This window comes from Alphaproteobacteria bacterium (assembly GCA_019635875.1).
GTDB lineage: Bacteria > Pseudomonadota > Alphaproteobacteria > Reyranellales > Reyranellaceae > JAFAZJ01.
In genome coordinates this window covers 186,799-204,443 of sequence record JAHBYP010000009.1, presented here as the reverse complement: position 1 = coordinate 204,443, position 17,645 = coordinate 186,799, and the positions used below count along the sequence as shown (strand labels likewise).

At 67.2% G+C, this 17,645-nt stretch carries 27 protein-coding genes; 25 read left to right on the top strand and 2 right to left on the bottom strand.

Annotated features, from left to right (window positions below):
* Positions 1–7 precede the first annotated feature (7 nt).
* The 25 genes from rplB to KF889_26380 all read left to right on the top strand — a co-directional run bounded on the left by rplB (position 8) and on the right by KF889_26380 (position 14,906).
* Positions 8–838, top strand: a complete 831-nt coding sequence (gene rplB, locus KF889_26500) for a 50S ribosomal protein L2 (GenBank protein ID MBX3503012.1) — start codon at positions 8–10, stop codon at positions 836–838.
* Positions 839–863: 25 nt separating this feature from the next.
* Positions 864–1,145 carry a 30S ribosomal protein S19 gene (gene rpsS, locus KF889_26495; protein ID MBX3503011.1) on the top strand — a complete coding sequence of 94 codons (282 nt, stop codon included), beginning with the start codon at positions 864–866 and terminating at the stop codon, positions 1,143–1,145.
* An 8-nt stretch (positions 1,146–1,153) separates the two neighbouring features.
* On the top strand, positions 1,154–1,540 hold the full coding sequence (gene rplV / locus KF889_26490) for a 50S ribosomal protein L22 (GenBank protein ID MBX3503010.1): 387 nt from the start codon (positions 1,154–1,156) through the stop codon (positions 1,538–1,540).
* Positions 1,540–2,220: a 30S ribosomal protein S3 gene (gene rpsC, locus KF889_26485; GenBank protein ID MBX3503009.1), complete on the top strand. Its 681-nt coding sequence runs from the start codon at positions 1,540–1,542 to the stop codon at positions 2,218–2,220. Before rplV ends, rpsC begins: the two co-directional genes overlap by 1 nt.
* Before the next feature lie 19 nt (positions 2,221–2,239).
* Complete coding sequence (gene rplP, locus KF889_26480) at positions 2,240–2,662, top strand: 50S ribosomal protein L16 (protein MBX3503008.1); 423 nt, start codon at positions 2,240–2,242, stop codon at positions 2,660–2,662.
* Positions 2,662–2,865 carry a 50S ribosomal protein L29 gene (gene rpmC / locus KF889_26475; protein ID MBX3503007.1) on the top strand — a complete coding sequence of 68 codons (204 nt, stop codon included), beginning with the start codon at positions 2,662–2,664 and terminating at the stop codon, positions 2,863–2,865. The genes rplP and rpmC overlap by 1 nt, the downstream gene beginning before the upstream one ends.
* Before the next feature lie 11 nt (positions 2,866–2,876).
* Positions 2,877–3,122, top strand: coding sequence for a 30S ribosomal protein S17 (rpsQ, locus tag KF889_26470; GenBank protein ID MBX3503006.1), 246 nt, complete (start codon positions 2,877–2,879; stop codon positions 3,120–3,122).
* 56 nt (positions 3,123–3,178) lie between these two features.
* A complete protein-coding gene (gene rplN / locus KF889_26465; protein ID MBX3503005.1) occupies positions 3,179–3,547 on the top strand; it encodes a 50S ribosomal protein L14 in 369 nt (122 codons plus the stop codon).
* A 7-nt stretch (positions 3,548–3,554) separates the two neighbouring features.
* Positions 3,555–3,878 carry a 50S ribosomal protein L24 gene (rplX, locus tag KF889_26460; protein ID MBX3503004.1) on the top strand — a complete coding sequence of 108 codons (324 nt, stop codon included), beginning with the start codon at positions 3,555–3,557 and terminating at the stop codon, positions 3,876–3,878.
* A gap of 13 nt (positions 3,879–3,891) precedes the next feature.
* Positions 3,892–4,434, top strand: a complete 543-nt coding sequence (gene rplE / locus KF889_26455; GenBank protein MBX3503003.1) for a 50S ribosomal protein L5 — start codon at positions 3,892–3,894, stop codon at positions 4,432–4,434.
* Between the two features lie 15 nt (positions 4,435–4,449).
* Positions 4,450–4,755: a 30S ribosomal protein S14 gene (rpsN, locus tag KF889_26450; GenBank protein ID MBX3503002.1), complete on the top strand. Its 306-nt coding sequence runs from the start codon at positions 4,450–4,452 to the stop codon at positions 4,753–4,755.
* 19 nt (positions 4,756–4,774) lie between these two features.
* Complete coding sequence (gene rpsH / locus KF889_26445) at positions 4,775–5,173, top strand: 30S ribosomal protein S8 (protein ID MBX3503001.1); 399 nt, start codon at positions 4,775–4,777, stop codon at positions 5,171–5,173.
* A gap of 2 nt (positions 5,174–5,175) precedes the next feature.
* On the top strand, positions 5,176–5,709 hold the full coding sequence (gene rplF / locus KF889_26440; GenBank protein MBX3503000.1) for a 50S ribosomal protein L6: 534 nt from the start codon (positions 5,176–5,178) through the stop codon (positions 5,707–5,709).
* A gap of 8 nt (positions 5,710–5,717) precedes the next feature.
* Positions 5,718–6,077, top strand: a complete 360-nt coding sequence (gene rplR / locus KF889_26435; protein ID MBX3502999.1) for a 50S ribosomal protein L18 — start codon at positions 5,718–5,720, stop codon at positions 6,075–6,077.
* 10 nt (positions 6,078–6,087) lie between these two features.
* Positions 6,088–6,729, top strand: a complete 642-nt coding sequence (gene rpsE, locus KF889_26430) for a 30S ribosomal protein S5 (protein MBX3502998.1) — start codon at positions 6,088–6,090, stop codon at positions 6,727–6,729.
* 11 nt (positions 6,730–6,740) lie between these two features.
* Positions 6,741–6,932, top strand: coding sequence for a 50S ribosomal protein L30 (rpmD, locus tag KF889_26425; protein ID MBX3502997.1), 192 nt, complete (start codon positions 6,741–6,743; stop codon positions 6,930–6,932).
* A gap of 7 nt (positions 6,933–6,939) precedes the next feature.
* On the top strand, positions 6,940–7,419 hold the full coding sequence (rplO, locus tag KF889_26420) for a 50S ribosomal protein L15 (GenBank protein ID MBX3502996.1): 480 nt from the start codon (positions 6,940–6,942) through the stop codon (positions 7,417–7,419).
* A gap of 72 nt (positions 7,420–7,491) precedes the next feature.
* Positions 7,492–8,838 (top strand): preprotein translocase subunit SecY, encoded by a 1,347-nt coding sequence (secY, locus tag KF889_26415; protein MBX3502995.1) that lies wholly within the window; start codon positions 7,492–7,494, stop codon positions 8,836–8,838.
* Positions 8,835–9,485 (top strand): adenylate kinase, encoded by a 651-nt coding sequence (locus KF889_26410; protein MBX3502994.1) that lies wholly within the window; start codon positions 8,835–8,837, stop codon positions 9,483–9,485. The genes secY and KF889_26410 overlap by 4 nt, the downstream gene beginning before the upstream one ends.
* Positions 9,486–9,605: 120 nt before the next feature.
* Positions 9,606–9,980 carry a 30S ribosomal protein S13 gene (rpsM, locus tag KF889_26405; protein MBX3502993.1) on the top strand — a complete coding sequence of 125 codons (375 nt, stop codon included), beginning with the start codon at positions 9,606–9,608 and terminating at the stop codon, positions 9,978–9,980.
* An 18-nt stretch (positions 9,981–9,998) separates the two neighbouring features.
* Entirely contained in the window at positions 9,999–10,409 is a 411-nt protein-coding gene (gene rpsK / locus KF889_26400) for a 30S ribosomal protein S11 (GenBank protein ID MBX3502992.1), read from the top strand.
* Positions 10,410–10,524: 115 nt separating this feature from the next.
* Complete coding sequence (locus KF889_26395; protein ID MBX3502991.1) at positions 10,525–11,541, top strand: DNA-directed RNA polymerase subunit alpha; 1,017 nt, start codon at positions 10,525–10,527, stop codon at positions 11,539–11,541.
* A 100-nt stretch (positions 11,542–11,641) separates the two neighbouring features.
* On the top strand, positions 11,642–12,070 hold the full coding sequence (gene rplQ / locus KF889_26390) for a 50S ribosomal protein L17 (protein ID MBX3502990.1): 429 nt from the start codon (positions 11,642–11,644) through the stop codon (positions 12,068–12,070).
* 110 nt (positions 12,071–12,180) lie between these two features.
* Positions 12,181–13,566, top strand: coding sequence for a Do family serine endopeptidase (locus tag KF889_26385; protein MBX3502989.1), 1,386 nt, complete (start codon positions 12,181–12,183; stop codon positions 13,564–13,566).
* An 11-nt stretch (positions 13,567–13,577) separates the two neighbouring features.
* Positions 13,578–14,906, top strand: coding sequence for a replication-associated recombination protein A (locus tag KF889_26380; GenBank protein MBX3502988.1), 1,329 nt, complete (start codon positions 13,578–13,580; stop codon positions 14,904–14,906).
* A gap of 47 nt (positions 14,907–14,953) precedes the next feature.
* On the opposite strand, the gene KF889_26375 is transcribed toward KF889_26380, so the two are convergent.
* Positions 14,954–16,618: a L,D-transpeptidase family protein gene (locus tag KF889_26375; GenBank protein MBX3502987.1), complete on the bottom strand. Its 1,665-nt coding sequence runs from the start codon at positions 16,616–16,618 to the stop codon at positions 14,954–14,956.
* 71 nt (positions 16,619–16,689) lie between these two features.
* Positions 16,690–17,604 (bottom strand): dienelactone hydrolase family protein, encoded by a 915-nt coding sequence (locus tag KF889_26370; protein ID MBX3502986.1) that lies wholly within the window; start codon positions 17,602–17,604, stop codon positions 16,690–16,692.
* Positions 17,605–17,645 lie beyond the last annotated feature (41 nt).

The following is a 17,645-nucleotide window of genomic DNA, read 5'->3' as shown; positions in this document are numbered from 1 at the left end:
GGCTGAAATGGCACTGAAAACCTACAAGCCGGTCACGCCGTCGCTGCGCGGCCTGGTGCTCGTCGACCGCTCCGAGCTGCACAAGGGCAGGCCGGTCAAGGGCTTGACCGAGGGCAAGCACAACACCGGCGGCCGCAACAATCACGGTCACACCACCGGCCCGCATCGCGGCGGCGGCCACAAGCGCCGCTACCGCACGATCGACTTCAAGCGCCGCAAGTTCGACCAGGTCGCGACCGTCGAGCGCCTGGAGTACGACCCCAACCGCACCGCCTTCATCGCGCTGGTGAAGTACCCGGACGGCGAGCTTGCCTACATCCTGGCGCCGCAGCGTCTGAAGGCCGGCGACCAGGTCGTTTCGGGCGAGCGCGTCGACATCAAGCCGGGCAACGCCATGCCGCTGGCCAACATGCCGGTGGGCACCATCGTTCACAACGTCGAGATGAAGCCCGGCAAGGGGGGGCAGATCGCACGGTCGGCCGGCACCTATGTCCAGCTGGTCGGCAAGGACCAGGGCATGGCGCAGCTCAAGCTCAGCTCGGGCGAGGTGCGCATGGTGCGCGCCGAGTGCCTGGCGACGATCGGCGCCGTGAGCAACCCGGACCAGCAGAACATCAACTACGGCAAGGCCGGCCGCATGCGCTGGCTGGGCCGCCGCCCGGTGACGCGCGGCGTCGCCATGAACCCGATCGACCATCCGCACGGCGGCGGCGAGGGCCGCACCTCGGGCGGTCGTCACCCGGTCACGCCCTGGGGCAAGCCCACGAAGGGCAAGAAGACCCGCAACAACAAGGCGACCGACAAGATGATCATCCGGCGCCGTCACGCGACGCGCTGATCGCGACGGATCAAGGAGGACGAACGTGGCACGTTCAGTTTGGAAAGGACCGATGGTCGACGGCTATCTGCTGGACAAGGCGGATGCCGCTCGGCAGTCGACCCGCAACGAGGTCATCCGCACCTGGTCGCGGCGCTCGACCATCCTGCCGCAGTTCGTCGGCCTGACCTTCGGCGTCTACAACGGCCAGAAGTTCATCCCGGTGAACGTCACCGAGGAGATGGTCGGCCACAAGTTCGGCGAGTTCTCGCCCACCCGGACCTTCCACGGCCACTCCGGTGGCGGTGACAGGAAGGCGTCGAAGTAGGTCGCGCGATGAGCAAGAAACCCAACGAGCGCCGCGAGGCGGAGAACGAGGCCAAGTCGGTCCTGCGCGTGCTGCGTGTCAGCCCGCGCAAGCTCAATCTGGTCGCCCAGCAGATCCGCGGCATGGGCGCCGGCAAGGCGCTCAACGAGCTCGCCTTCTCGCGCAAGCGCATCGCCGCCGACGTGCGCAAGGCGCTGCAGTCGGCGGTCGCCAACGCCGAGAACAACCACCAGCTCGACGTCGACCGGCTGTTCGTGTCGGAGGCCAGCGTCGGCAAGGGCCTCGTCATGAAGCGCTTCCACACCCGCGCGCGCGGCCGCAGCGCAGGCATCGAGAAGCCGTTCAGCCAATTGACCATCGTCGTGCGCGAGCGCGCGCAGGAGGAGGCGAAGTAATGGGTCAGAAGGTCAACCCGATCGGCCTGCGCCTCGGCATCAACCGGACGTGGGATTCGCGCTGGTACGCCGGCGAGGGCGCCTATGCGCGCCTGCTGCACGAGGACATCCGAATCCGCGATTTCCTGCGCGAGCGCCTGCGCCAGGCCGGCGTCAGCAAGATCGTCATTGAGCGGCCGGCCAAGAAGGCGCGCGTGACCATCCACACCGCGCGCCCCGGCGTCGTCATCGGCAAGAAGGGCGCCGACATCGAGAAGCTGCGCGCCGAGCTCGGCAAGATGAGTCAGGCCGAGGTCAGCCTGAACATCGTCGAGATCCGCAAGCCGGAGATCGACGCCACGCTGATCGCCGAGAACATCGCCCAGCAGCTCGAGCGCCGCGTCGCCTTCCGCCGCGCCATGAAGCGCGCCGTGCAGTCGGCCATGCGCCTGGGCGCGCTCGGCATCCGCATCAACTGCTCGGGTCGCCTGGGCGGCGCCGAGATCGCGCGCATGGAGTGGTACCGCGAAGGTCGCGTGCCGCTGCACACGCTGCGCGCCGACGTCGACTACGGCACCGCGACGGCGTTCACCACCTTCGGCACCTGCGGCGTCAAGGTCTGGGTGTTCAAGGGCGAGATCATGGTCCACGACCCGATGGTCCAGGACAAGCGTCTCGAAGAAGCCCAGGCCGGGCGCTGAGACGGGATAGGGCAGTGTCATGCTGAGTCCGAAAAGAACCAAGTACCGCAAGGCCTTCAAGGGCCGCATCCGCGGCCAGGCCAAGGGCGGCACGACGCTGGCCTTTGGCGAGTACGGCCTGAAGGCGCTCGAGCCCGAGCGCGTCACCGCGCGCCAGATCGAGGCCGCCCGCCGCGCCATCACGCGTCACATGAAGCGCGCCGGCCGCGTGTGGATCCGCATCTTCCCGGATCTGCCGGTGTCGCTCAAGCCGGCCGAGGTGCGCATGGGTTCGGGCAAGGGCTCGCCGGAGTTCTGGGCCTGCCGCATCAAGCCGGGCCGCGTGATGTTCGAGATCGGCGGCGTGCCGGTGAACGTGGCGAAGGAGGCCTTCGACCTCGCCGCCGCGAAGCTGCCGATCAAGACCAAGTTCATCGCTCGCATGAGCGAGGGAGGCGCGTGATGAAGGCCAGCGATCTGCGCGCCAAGACGGCCGACGAGCTCAAGACCCAGCTCGGCGACCTGCGCAAGGAGGCGTTCAACCTGCGCTTCCAGCAGGCCAACGGGGTGATCGGTCCGCAGTCGGGCAACACGGCCCGCGTGGAGGCGGTGCGTCGCGACATCGCGCGCATCATGACCGTGCTCAAGCAAAAAGCCGCCTCCTGAGGAGCAACGAGATGCCGAAGCGAATTCTTGAGGGCGTCGTCGTCAGCGACAAGATGGACAAGACCGTCGTTGTCGAGGTCGAGCGTCGCGTTCAGCACCCGGTCTACAAGAAGTTCATCCGGCGCTCCAAGCGCTATCACGCGCACGACGAGTCCAATACGGTGAAGACCGGCACGACCGTGCGCATCATCGAGAGCCGTCCGCTGTCGAAGACCAAGCGGTGGGTCGTGATCACCGAGGGCGGACAGGCGTCCTGAGGGACGGCTGGGCCAAGCATTTTGGGAGCGGCGGGTCACCCGCCGGATAGGCAGACATGATCCAGATGCAGACGAACCTCGACGTCGCCGACAACTCCGGCGCCAAGAGGGTGCAGTGCATCAAGGTGCTGGGCGGCTCGAAGCGCAAGTTCGCGACCATCGGCGACGTCATCGTCGTCGCGGTCAAGGACGCGATCCCGCGTGGCAAGGTGAAGAAGGGCGAGGTGGCCCGTGCGGTCATCGTGCGCACCGCCGCGGCGATCCGCCGGCCGGACGGCAGCGCCATCCGCTTCGACCGCAACGCTGCGGTGCTCGTCAACAAGCAGGACGAGCCGGTCGGCACCCGAATCTTCGGACCGGTCACCCGCGAGCTGCGCGCGCGCAAGTTCATGAAGATCATCTCCCTGGCACCGGAAGTGCTGTGAGGACGCGATGCCGAAACTGAAGATCCGCAAGGGCGACCGGGTGGTCGTCATCACCGGCCGCGACAAGGGCAAGCAGGGCGAGGTCGTCCAGGTGCTGCCCGACGCCAGCCGCGTCGTCGTCCAGGGCGTCAACATGATGAAGCGACACCAGAAGGCGCGCCGCGCCGGCGAGGAGAGCGCCATCATCGCCAAGGAAGCCTCGATCCACGTCTCCAACGTGGCTCACATCGACCCGTCGAGCGGCAAGCCGACGCGCGTCGGATTCAAGTTCCTCGACGACGGCCGCAAGGTGCGCATCGCGCGCGCCTCCGGCGAGTCGATCGATCGCTAGGGGAGTGGGAAAGATGCCCGCCCGTCTGCAAGAGCACTACGAGAAGGTCGTGCGCGCCGAGCTGCTGAAGCAGTTCGGTTACGGCAATCCGATGGAAGTGCCGAAGCTCGACAAGGTCGTCATCAACATGGGCGTCGGCGAGGCCGTCGCCGACCGCAAGGCGGTCGACAACGCCGCCGTCGAGCTCGCCCGCATCTCCGGTCAGAGGCCGGTGATCACCAAGGCGCGCAAGTCGATCGCCACCTACAAGGTGCGCGAGGGCATGGCGCTGGGCTGCAAGGTCACCCTGCGACGCGACCGCATGTACGAGTTCGTCGATCGCCTGGTGAATATCGCGCTGCCGCGCGTGCGCGACTTCCGCGGGCTCAACGGCCGTTCCTTCGACGGCCGCGGCAACTACGCCATGGGCCTCAAGGAGCAGCTCGTGTTCCCGGAGATCGACTACGACAAGGTCGACCAGGTCCGCGGCATGGACATCATCATCTGCACCACGGCGAAGACGGACGCCGAGGCCAAGGCGCTGCTGCGCGGCTTCGACTTCCCCTTCGTCAATTGAGAGCTGGAGGCTCACATGGCCAAGACCAGCATGGTCGAGAAGAACAAGAACCGGGCGGCGTTGGTCAAGCGGTTCGCCGCCAAGCGCAAGGCGCTCAAGGAAGTGATCATGGACCGCTCGCGTCCCGTGGAGGAGCGCTTCGAGGCGCAGCTCACGCTCAACGAGCTGCCGCGCAACGGCGCCAAGGACCGCCTGGCCAGCCGTTGCGAGTTGAGCGGCCGCCCGCGCGCGGTCTACCGCAAGTTCAAGCTCTCGCGCATCGCGTTGCGCGACCTTGCCTCGCGCGGGCAGCTGCCCGGCGTGGTCAAGTCGAGCTGGTGAGTCGAAGGAGACGACGGTCATGGCACTGAGCGATCCTGTCGGCGATATGTTGACCCGCATCCGCAACGGTCAGGCGGCGCGGCTCGACAGCGTCACGATGCCGGCATCCCGTTTGCGCGCGAATGTCCTCGACGTGCTGCAACGCGAGGGCTACATCCGCGGCTATTTCGAGGAAGAGATGCGCGCCGGCATCAAGGAGTTGCGCGTCGAGCTGAAGTACGACAACGGCAAGCCGGTGATCCGCGAGGTCCATCGCGTGTCGACGCCGGGCCGGCGCATCTATTCCAAGATCGCCGACCTGCCGAAGGTCTACAACGGCCTCGGCATCTCCATCCTGTCGACGCCGCGAGGCGTCATGTCGGACAGCGAGGCCCGCACCGCCAATGTCGGCGGCGAAGTCCTCTGCAAGGTGTTCTGATCATGTCGCGCGTCGGAAAGAACCCGGTGCCGGTGCCCGCCGGCGTCACGGTCGACATCAAGGGCCAGGCGATCAAGGCCAAGGGCAAGAAGGGCGAGCTGTCGATGGTCGTGCATGACGACATCGAGGTGGTCCGCGAGGGCAACCTGATCTCGCTCAAGATGCGCCACGACAACCCGCGCTCGCGCGTGCTGTGGGGCACCAACCGCAACCTCGTTCACAACCTGGTGCACGGCGCCGGCGAGGGCTTCACGGTGAATCTCGAGATCACCGGCGTCGGCTATCGCGCCGCGGCGGACGCCAAGCAGCTCAAGCTGCAGCTCGGCTTCAGCCACGACGTCGAGATTCCGATCCCGCCGGGCATCACGATCAAGACGGCCAAGCCGACCGAGATCGAGATCAGCGGCGCCGACAAGCAGAAGGTCGGCCAGATCGCCGCCGAGATCCGCGGATGGAAGCCGCCGGAGCCCTACAAGGGCAAGGGCATCAGGTACGCGGGCGAGAAGATCCTGCGTAAAGAAGGCAAGAAGAAGTAAGGGCCGCCATGACCACGTCGGTTCAGTTCGAGCGGCGCCAGCGCCGCACCCGCCACGCGCTGAAGCAGCGCGCCGGCGGTCGTCCGCGCCTGAGCGTGTTCCGCTCGGGCAAGCACATCTACGCCCAGGTGATCGACGACCTGAAGGGTCATACGGTCGCCTCGGCCTCGTCGGCCGACGAGCAGCTCAAGGGCAAGCTGAAGACGGGCGCCGACAAGTCGGCGGCGACCGAGGTCGGCAAGCTGATCGCCGAGCGCGCGATCAAGGCCGGCGTCAGCACCGTCGTGTTCGATCGCGGCGGCTATATGTTCCATGGCCGCGTCAAGGCGCTGGCCGATGCCGCCCGCGAGGGCGGCCTGTCGTTCTAGGAGCAGGCACATGGCACGTGCACCGGGTGGTTCGAGCCGCGGTCCGCGCGACGGCGAGGGCGGCGGCGGCCGCGGTCGTCGCGATCGCGACGGCGGCGGTCGGGGTCAGCAGCGCGGCGCCGGCGGCGATCGCGAGGAGAGCGAGCTGGTAGACAAGCTCGTGGGTATCAACCGCGTGTCAAAGACGGTGAAGGGCGGCAAGCGCTTCGGCTTCGCCGCGATCGTCGTCGTCGGCGACCAGCGCGGCCGCGTCGGCTACGGCACCGGCAAGGCGCGCGAGGTGCCCGAGGCGATCCGCAAGGCGACCGAGGCGGCCAAGCGCGGCATGATCCGTGTGGCGCTGCGCGAGGGCCGTACGCTGCACCACGACGTGCTCGGCCATTTCGGCGCCGGCCGCGTCGTGCTGCGTGCCGCTCCGGCGGGTACCGGCATCATCGGCGGCGGCGCCATGCGCGCCGTGTTCGAGACGCTGGGCCTGAAGGACGTCGTCGCCAAGTCGGTCGGCACGTCGAACCCGCACAACATGATCAAGGCGACCTTCGATGCGCTGTCGTTGGTGCAGTCGCCGCGCATGGTCGCCAACCGCCGCGGCAAGAAGGTGGGCGATATCCTCGGCCGCCGCGACGACCAGGCCGCCGAAGCCGCCGCCTGAGGAGCGTTCCCATGTCCGACCGGAAGACGATCAAAGTCACGCAGACCGGCAGCCCGATCGGCCGCCGCCACGATCAGCGCGAGACCCTGGTCGGCCTTGGCCTCAACAAGCGCCACCGCAGCAAGGTCCTCAAGGACACGCCCGAGGTGCGCGGCATGATCGGCAAGGTGCAGCATCTCGTGCGCGTCGAAGACGCCAAGTGAGCCAGCCATGAAACTCAATCAGCTTTCCGACAACCAGGGCGCCCGCAAGTCGCGCATGCGCGTCGCGCGCGGCATCGGCTCGGGCAAGGGCAAGACCGCCGGACGCGGCGGCAAGGGCCAGAAGGGCCGCTCGGGCGTCGCCATCAAGGGATTCGAGGGCGGCCAGATGCCGCTCTTCCGCCGCCTGCCCAAGCGTGGTTTCAACAATCCGTTCCGCAAGGAATACGCGCTGGTGAATCTCGGCACGCTGCAGAGCGCCGTCGAGGCCGGCAAGCTTGAGGCCGGCAAGCCGGTCGACGCTGCCGCCCTGCAGGCGGCCGGCATCGTCCGCCACCTGCGCGACGGCGTGCGCCTGCTCGGCAAGGGCGAGGTCAAGGCCGCTCTCCAGATCACCGTGACCGGCGCGTCCAAGGCCGCGATCGAGGCGATCGAGAAGGCCGGCGGCAAGGTGACTGTCCTGGCGCCCGTCGAGGCGGAAGCGGCCTAGCCGCGGCTGTTTCCCGCCCGCGATCGATGATGCGCCGGCGCTGCGCCGCCGGCTGCCGGAGGATCGGAAGCCATGTCCTCAGCCGCCGAACAGCTCGCCCGCAACCTGAACTGGGGCAATCTCGGCAAGGCGACCGAGCTCAAGAAGCGCCTGTGGTTCACCCTGGGCGCTTTGATCGTCTATCGCATCGGCTCCTACGTCCCGGTGCCCGGCGTCGATCCGGCCGCCCTCGCGGAAGTCTTCCAGCGACAGTCCGGCGGCCTCGCTGGCATGCTCGACGTGTTCTCGGGCGGTTCGATCGGCCGCATGTCGATCTTCGCGCTCAGCATCATGCCGTACATCTCGGCCTCCATCATCATGCAGATCCTGACGACGGTGATTCCGTCGCTCGAGGCGCTGAAGAAGGAAGGCGAGGCCGGCCGCAAGAAGATCAACCAGTACACCCGCTACGGCACCGTCTTCCTGGCGGCTATCCAGGCCTACGGCATCGCCGTGGGCCTCGAATCTCAGACCAGCGCCGTCGGCCCGGTGGTCCACGATCCCGGACTCTATTTCCGCTTCGTCACCGTGGTCACCTTGGTCGGCGGGACCATGTTCCTGATGTGGCTGGGCGAGCAGGTGACGGCGCGCGGCGTCGGCAACGGTATCTCACTGATCATCTTCGCCGGCATCGTCGCGGCCATGCCCGGGGCCATGGTGCAGACCCTGGAGCTGGGCCGGACGGGCTCGCTCTCGGCGCTGTTCATCATCGGCCTGATCATCGGCATCATCGCGGTGGTGATATTCGTCGTCTTCATCGAAACGTCGCAGCGACGAATACTGGTGCAGTATCCCAAGCGCCAGATGGGCAATCGGGTCTATGGCGGCCAGGCCAGCTACCTGCCGCTCAAGATCAACACCTCGGGCGTCATCCCGCCGATCTTCGCCTCCTCGCTTCTGCTGTTCCCGGCCACCCTGGCCGGATTCCAGGGCCAGGGCACCAGCGACTGGGTGCAGTGGATCTCGGTGTATCTCGGCCACGGCCAGCCGCTTTACCTGGCGGTCTATGTCGGCCTGATCGTGTTCTTCTGCTTCTTCTACACCACGGTCGTCTTCCAGCCGGCCGACACCGCGGAGAACCTGAAGAAGTATGGTGGCTTTCTGCCCGGCATCCGTCCCGGCAAGAACACCGCCGACTACCTCGAATACGTGCTCACCCGCCTGACCACGATCGGTGCGGCCTACCTCTCGGTGGTCTGCATCATTCCCGAGGTGCTGATCGCCCAGGGCGGCGTGCCGTTCTACTTCGGCGGCACCAGCCTGCTGATCGTGGTCTCGGTGACGCTCGACACGGTCACCCAGATCCAGTCGCATCTGCTCGCCTACCAGTACGGCGACCTGATCGGTCAGGCGCGTCTGAAGGGGGGCAAGAACAAATGAAGCTGATCCTGTTGGGGCCGCCAGGCGCCGGCAAGGGCACCCAGGCGCAGCGGCTGCAGGACGAGTTCGGCTTGAAGCAACTGTCGACCGGCGACATGCTGCGCGCCGCCGTCGCCTCGGGCAGCGAGCTGGGCAGGAAGGCCAAGGGCATCATGGAGAGCGGCGGGCTGGTTCCCGACGATCTCATGGTCGGCCTGATCGAGGACCGCATCGGCCAGCCCGATTGCGCCCAGGGCTTCATCCTGGACGGTTTCCCGCGGACGACGGCCCAGGCCGAGGCGCTCGACAAGATGCTGGCCAATCGCGGCTGGAAGCTCGACCACGTGATCGAGATGACGGTCGACGAAAAGGTGCTCACCGAACGCATCGTCGGCCGCTTTTCGTGCGCCAAGTGCGGCGCGGGATACCACGACACGTTCAAGCGGCCGAAGACGGAGGGCGTGTGCGACGTCTGCGGCTCGACCGAGTTCGTCCGCCGCAAGGACGACAACGCCGAGACGGTGACTGCCCGGATGGCCGCCTACCGGTCCCAGACCGCTCCGTTGCTGCCCTATTACGGTGCGCGCGGGGTGCTGCGGCGGATCGACGGCATGGCGTCCATGGACGAGGTTTACCGCCAGCTGAAGGCGGTGGTGGGAAAGGCTTGACAAACTCGGCAGATGGTTGACTCGCGAGGCTCGATCCCTATAATCGCGCGCTTTCCAGAAATAGCCGAAGCGCGACCGTCGGGATACGGCCGCGCTTAACGTATTGAAGGAGCTGGGAAATTGGCCCGTATCGCAGGCGTTAACATTCCGACCAACAAGCGCGTCCTGATCTCGCTGCAGTACATCCATGGCATCGGCGCGCTGAAGGCCAAGGAGATCTGCCAGAAGGTTGGCATTGCCGACGAGCGGCGCGTCAACCAGCTGAGCGACGACGAGGTGCTTCGCATCCGCGAGACCATCGACCGTGACTACATGGTCGAGGGTGATCTGCGCCGCGAAGTGGCCATGAACATCAAGCGGCTGATGGATCTCGGCTGCTATCGCGGGTTGCGTCACCGCCGGGGACTGCCGGTCCACGGCCAGCGCACCCATACCAATGCCCGCACCCGCAAGGGACCGGCCAAGCCGATCGCTGGCAAGAAGAAAGCCGTCTAGGCCAAGAGGTTCGAAGTCATGGCGAAAGCACCTGCCGGCGGCACAGCCGCCGCCGCGCGTCCCCGGCGTCGCGAGCGCAAGAACATCACGTCGGGCATCGCCCACGTGAATGCGTCGTTCAACAACACGGTGGTCACCATCACCGACGTGCAGGGCAATACGATCGCCTGGTCGTCGTCCGGCACGCAGGGCTTCAAGGGCTCGCGCAAGTCGACGCCGTTCGCGGCGCAGATGGCGGCCGAGGACGCCGGCCGCAAGGCCATGGAGCACGGGATGCGCACCGTCGAGGTCGAGGTGCGGGGCCCGGGCTCGGGGCGCGAGTCGGCCCTGCGCGCGCTGCAGGCCGTGGGTTTCGCCGTCACCGCGATCCGCGATGTCACGCCGATCCCGCACAACGGCTGCCGCCCGCCCAAGCGTCGTCGCGTCTGATCTTCGTCCGCTGTCCACAGTACGCCGCGGCCCGTCGCCGCGGCGCCCGATAATCGAGGCCGCCGCGGGTCCGCGCGATGCCTGGCCTGCAAGCCGATCCGAGAGGTAGCCCCCCGTGCTTCAGAAGAATTGGCAGGAACTGATCAAGCCGAACAAGCTGCAGGTCGAGCCTGGCAGCGACGCCATGCGCGTCGCAACCATCGTCGCCGAGCCGCTCGAGCGCGGCTTCGGCCTGACGCTCGGCAACGCGCTGCGCCGCGTGCTGCTGTCCTCGCTGCAGGGCGCTGCCGTGACGTCGATCAAGATCGACGGCGTGCTGCACGAGTTCTCCTCCATCCCGGGTGTCCGCGAGGACGTCACCGACATCGTGCTGAACATCAAGTCGATGGCGGTGAAAATGCAGAGCGACCGGGCACATCGCCTGATCCTGCGCGCTACCGGTCCCGGCGAGGTCACCGCCGGCATGATCGAGACCACCGGCGACATCCAGATCATGGATCCCAAGCACCTGATCTGCACGCTCGACGACGGCGCCTCGCTGCACATGGAGCTCACGGTCTCGACCGGCAAGGGCTACGTGCCGGCGACGGCCAACCGACCGGCCGACGCGCCGATCGGCCTGATCCCGGTCGACGCGCTGTTCAGCCCGGTGAAGAAGGTCGCCTACAAGATCGACAACAGCCGCGTCGGCCAGGTCACCGACTACGACAAGCTGTCGATGAGCGTCGAGACCAACGGCACGGTCAGTCCCGACGACGCGGTGGCGATCGCCTCGCGAATCCTGCAGGACCAGCTGCAGCTCTTCATCAACTTCGAGGAGCCGCAGGCGGTGAAGGCCGATGTCGTCGCCGACGACATCCCGTTCAACCGCAACCTGCTGCGCAAGGTCGATGAGCTGGAACTGTCGGTGCGCTCCGCCAACTGCCTGAAGAACGACAACATCATCTACATCGGCGACCTCGTGCAGAAGACCGAGGCCGAGATGCTGCGCACGCCGAACTTCGGCCGCAAGTCGCTCAACGAGATCAAGGAAGTTCTTGCCCAGATGGGTCTGCATCTCGGCATGGAGATCCCCAACTGGCCGCCGGAGAACATCGAGGAGCTCGCCAAGCGTCTCGAGGAGCCGTACTGAGCCTGTGGCGTAAGTTTGTAGCGTGCCGGGGCCCCGGGGCCCCCAACGCGGCCGCGCAATCGCAAGCGGCCGTCGATAAACACAACATTGGAGATTGACGATGCGACATGGAATGAACGGACGGAAGTTCAACCGGGACTCGTCCCAGCGCAAGGCGCTGTTCAAGAGCCTCTCGTTGGCGCTGATCAAGCACGAGCAGATCCGCACCACCCTGCCCAAGGCCAAGGACATCCGCCCGATTGTCGAGCGGCTGGTCACGCTGGGCAAGCGCGGCGATCTGCATGCCCGCCGCCAGGCGCTGGCGCAACTCGGCGACGAGGGCATGGTGCACAAGCTCTTCACGACCATCGCCGAGCGCTACAAGAGCCGCGCCGGCGGTTACACCCGCGTGCTCAAGGCCGGCTTCCGCTACGGCGACGCCGCGCCGATGGCGCTGATCGAGTTCGTCGACCGCGATGTCGACGCCAAGGGCCAGGACAGCGGCCCGTCGGCCGAGAAGGCGGACGAGAACGCCGAGGCTGCAGCGTAACGGCCTGTGGCGAGCGGGGAACGGGCAGGGGGCGGCCACAGTGCCGCCTCTTTCCTTTTCTACCCGGGCGTTTCGAGGTCTACACTGTCTCCATGGGGAGCGAGCGCCAGATGAATGCAAGGATCGCCGCCTTGTCCGTGGCTCTTGTCGCCGGCCTGCTTTCGGCGGCTCCGACTTGGGCGCAGCAGGTTCCAGCATCGCGCGACCAGATGCAGGTCTCCTTCGCGCCGCTGGTCAAGCGCGTCTCGCCGGCCGTCGTCAACATCTACGCCCGCACACGGGTGAAGCAGGAGATTCCGCCATTCCTGCGCTTCTTCGGCGACGAGTTCCTGCGCCAGTTGCCGAAGGAGCGAGTGGCGCAGTCGCTCGGCTCCGGCGTCATCGTGCGCCAGGGCGGCCTGATCGTGACCAACAATCACGTCGTGCGCGGCGCCACTGAGATCAACGTCGTGCTCGCCGACCGGCGCGAATTCGCCGCCACGGTGCTGTCGACCGACGATCGCTACGATCTCGCCATCCTCAAGCTCGATGGCGAGCCCGGCAACATGCCATTCCTCGAACTGCGCGATTCGGACACCCTCGAGGTCGGCGACCTGGTGCTGGCGATCGGCAATCCCTTCGGCCTCAACCAGACCGTGACCAGCGGCATCATCTCGGCGCTGGCCCGTAGCGGCAGCGGCGTGACCGAGAACGGATTCTTCATCCAGACCGACGCGGCGATCAATCCCGGCAATTCCGGCGGCGCGCTGGTGTCCATGGACGGCAGGCTGATCGGGATCAACACCGCGATCTTCTCGCGCAGCGGCGGCTCGATCGGCATCGGCTTCGCCACGCCGTCGAATATCATTGCGCGCATGATCGAGGCCGGTGAGCGCGGTGGGCGCATGGTGCGCTCATGGATCGGCGCCAGCGTGCAGCGCGTCAGCGCCGATATCGCCACGTCGCTCAACCTGGCGAGGCCGCACGGCGTGATCCTGCGAGCGGTGGCGGCTGACGGTCCGGCGGCCAGGGCCGGCCTGCGCGTCGGCGACGTCATGCTGAGCATCAACGAGCAGGCGGTCGACGACGAGGCCTCGTTGCGCTTCCGTCTCGCGACGCTGCCGCTCAACAGCACCGCCAACGTCCGTGTGCTGAGTCGCGGCCAGGAGCGTTCGGTGCAGGTCAGGCTGACCGCGCCGCCGGAGAACCCTGCGCGCGACCGTTCGCAGCTCAGCGGCCGCAATCCGCTGGCCGGCGTCACCGTGATGAACATGTCGCCGGCGGTGGCCGACGAGTTGGGCGTCGATGCCTGGACGCAGGGGGTGGTGGTCGCCGAGATCGCCCAGGGTGCGCCGATCGCGCGCGTCGTCCGGCCGGGCGACTACATCGTTTCAATCAACGGGCAGCCGATCGATTCGGTGGCCACCCTGCGCTCGGCGCTGGGCGGCGAGAAGCCGGGCTGGTCGGTCACGGTGCGCCGCAAGGGCGAGGAGCGCACCTTCACCTTCCGCGGCTGAGGAAGGGGCCGGTGGCGGCGAGGAAGGGGCGCGCGGAACCGGCGAACGATTCGCTGTTCGCCGGGCTGGCGCCGGCGCCGCTGCCCGACCGCCTGCGCCCGCGCAGCATCGAGGAAGTCGTCGGCCAGGACCACGTGCTGGCGCCGACGGCGCCAATGGGTCGCATGCTGCAGAGCGGCCGGCTTGGCTCGCTGATCCTCTGGGGCCCGCCGGGCTGCGGCAAGACCACCATCGCCCGCCTGCTGGCCGATCGCGTCGACCTGCATTTCGAGCCCCTGTCGGCGGTGTTCTCCGGTGTCGCCGATCTGCGCAAGGTCTTCGAGGCGGCGCGCGGCCGGCGCGCGGCGGGGCAGGGCACCCTGCTCTTCGTCGACGAGATCCACCGCTTCAACCGCGCCCAGCAGGACGGCTTCCTGCCCTTTGTCGAGGACGGTACCGTGACGCTCGTCGGCGCGACAACCGAGAACCCGTCCTTCGAGCTCAACGCCGCGCTCCTGTCGCGCTGCCAGGTGCTGGTGCTGCGGCGTCTCGACGACACGGCGCTGCGCTTGTTGATCCAACGGGCCGAGCAGGCGATGGGCCGGAAGCTGCCGCTCGACGACGACGGTCGCGACGCGCTCTGCGCCATGGCCGACGGCGATGGCCGCTACCTGCTGAGCATGACCGAGCAGCTCTTCGAGCTGAAGGAACAGACGCCGCTCGACGCGCAGGGGCTGGCCGCGCTGATGCAGAAGCGCGCGCCGATCTACGACAAGGCGCAGGAGAGCCACTACAACCTGATCAGCGCCCTGCACAAGTCGCTGCGGGGATCCGACGTCGATGCCGCGCTCTACTGGTTCGCGCGCATGCTGCAGGGCGGCGAGGATCCGCTCTACGTCGTGCGCCGGCTGGTGCGCTTTGCCTCGGAGGATGTCGGCATGGCCGACCCGCAGGCGCTGCCGCAGACGCTGGCGGCCTGGGACGCCTATGAACGGCTAGGCTCGCCCGAGGGCGAGTTGATGATCGCCCAGGCAGTGATCTATCTCGCCACCGCGCCGAAATCGAATGCCGCTTATGTCGCGCAGGGCGAGGCAAACCGCGCGGCGAAGGAGACCGGCTCGCTGATGCCGCCGATGCACATCCTCAACGCGCCGACGCGGCTGATGAAGGAGATCGGCTACGGCCGCGGCTACGACTATGACCACGACGCGCCCGATGCGTTCTCGGGCCAGAACTACTTCCCCGACGGCATGGCGCGCCGGCAGTTCTACCGCCCTGTCGAGCGCGGCTTCGAACGCGACATCCTCAAGCGCATCGAATACTGGGCGCGATTGCGTTCACAGCGTTCGGGAGATCCGTAGAATCAGGCACTGCCATCCCGAGCGCACCGAGGGATGACAGAGGGAATCTACGACGAGCGCTTCTCCAACACCCGCACCCGCTTCATTGCGGCGGCGACCTTGCGGTCGCGGCCGTAGACGTCGTCGCGGAACTGAACCTTGCCGTCCAGGTCGGCGAATACGGTCTGGTAGGTGACGTGGATGTCGATCGGCTTGCTGAATCCGAAGCTCGCCTGCCTGCCGGAATTGGCCGCCGCCGCGACGCGCGCCTTCATCTCGCTGCTCTTGAACGCCGCTTCGACGAAGTCGAATGGGTTCTGCAGCCGGATGCAGCCGTAGCTGAAATTGCGGCTGCCCTGGGTGAACAGGAAGCGCGACGCGGTGTCGTGCATGTATATGCCGTACTTGTTCTTGAAGCCGAAGAAGATGTAGCCAAGCGCGTTGCCGGGGCCCGGCTCCTGGCGGATGCGGTAGGGGAAGGCCTTGGGATTGATCGATTCCCAGTCCACGGAGGCGGGGTCGAGCTCGGTATCGCTCGACCAGTCGGTGAAGATGCGCATGTTCGATTTCTGCAGCGCGTAGGGATCGCGTCGCAGCAGCGGCAGGTGTTCCTTGCCGGCGATCGAGCTGGGCACCGTCCAGTAGGGGTTGGTCTGGAAGGTGATCAGCGTGCTGGTGATCTCCGGCGTCTGCTCATTGGGCTTGCCGACGATGACCTTGCTGCGGAAGGCGATCCTGCCCTCGTCGAAGAAGTACATCGAATAGTCGGCAGCGTTGATCATCACGAAGCGCTCGCCCGGGGTTTCCGCCGCCCAGCGGCGGCGGTCGAGGTTGACCACGACCTGCTGCACCCGCTCTTCGATCGGGATGTTTAGGGAGAAGACGGTCTTGGCGCCGATCACACCGTCAACGCTGAGATTGTGCTCCTCCTGGTAACGCTTGACCGCGTCGACCAGCGCATCATCGTAGTGATTCGGGCCGTTGGCACCGGGCTCAGGTACGTTGGGCTCGGTCTCGGCCAGGCGGGTGCGGATGACGGCGATGCGTGGGTCGACGGCGCCGGGCCTGAGCAGCGTGGTCACCGGCGGGACGGTGGTGTAGCGGATGGTGCGGGCCTTCTCGCGCCACTCGACCAGCGCCTTCTTCAGGGCCGGATACTGTACGCCCTGCGGCATGAGGGTCTCGAAGAAGGCCTTGGGATCGGCATGGGCCGCTCCGTCACGCAGCAGCAGGTCGTAGTCCGGCTTGCGCTGGACAGGCGACATGTCCTTGTCGATGGCGTTGGCGTTGACCCGTCCGGTCGACAGGTCGGCGGCGGCCAACAGCAATCCACGGGTCAGCAGGAAGTCGCCCCGGGCGAGGTCCAGCGCGGTCTGCGAGTCCAGCAGCTTCTCGACGGCCGAGACGTCATAGTCTTCGGGTTCCAGTCCATCGGCGGTCAGGCTGCGCAGGGCGGCGAGCAGGGCGGTGGCCTTCTCGCTGCGGCGCCCGTCCTTGAGCCACAGCGGCTCGAAGGACCGCTCCTGGTAGTGCTTCTCGATCGCGCCGTGGATCGGGGCGGCGTAGTCCGTGCTGGCCTGGACCGCCTGCTTGACCCGTTCGCGCAGGGCCAGGGACACCACGTCGCCCTGGGCTGCCGCCGAGACGGCGAGGATCGCCACGAAGCCGGTGGCAAGGGCAACAAGTTGCACGAGGGATGCAACACGTGCCGCCACGCCAGAAAAGAGCCTCAAGGTGTTACTCCCCCTTGTCTTGTGGGCCCATTTATATGTGAACGCTCGGCCGCCTGCAAAGGCGCGCAGTGTCACTGCCTGAACCCGTGCACTGCCAGGAACCCCAGCAAGTCCTCGGTGGCCCGATCTCTGAGCGACGCCGACCCGCCGCCGGCATGGGCGCCGAAATCCAGCAGGTTGTTGTCGCGGACCCATTGCCGGTACTCGGCCTCGCTCATGGCGCGTCCGGCCGCCGCCACGAAATGCCGACCGTCGTCCTCGATCAGGTTGGCGCAGCGTGAATAGTTCTGCGCGTTGGCGATCGCGTAGACAGGACCGATCGATTCCCAGCCGTGGTGTGCCATGTAGACCTTGACGCGGATGGCGCTGTTGCCGGCGGCGCGCATGCGCTGGGCATAGTCGATGGCGAAACGCGCCGGCGTGTAGTCGTCGTGGCGCGCCAGCATGAAGAAGACCGGCCGGCCGGTGGTCGTGGCATTGCGATGCTGCGCCACGCAGCCCGGGCAGATGCCGACATGCAGGGCGAAGTCGTCATCGACGCCGCGCCAGGCCCGGCGCACGGCGATGGCGCTGTTGATCGCTGCGACGCCGCCCTTGGATACGCCCATGACACCGATGCGCCCGCCGTCGATCGCCGGGTCCTCGCGCAGCAGGCGCAGGGCGGCGACCGCATCGCATTCCATCTGGAAGGCCGAAACCCTCGACTGGTCGGCCACGGTCGAGCGCACGCCACGCGGGCCGAAGCTGTCGACCACGCAGGCGGCGACGCCCGCCTCGGCCAGGCGTCGGGCATAGTAGAGCTCGCGATGCCGCTGCACGCCGGCGCTGCTGCTGAGGATCACCATGGCCGGCGCCGGTCGAGCGTGGCCGTCCGGACGGAACAGCCGGGCCGTGACGGTCGCCGCCGGCGGCGCCAGCGGCGCCACCGGGGTCAACGTCTCGAAAGCGAGCCGCTCGATTTCGGCGGTCAGGTCCAGGTCACCCATCGGCCGACGATAGCCGGCGGGACCCCGTCCATGCGATACCC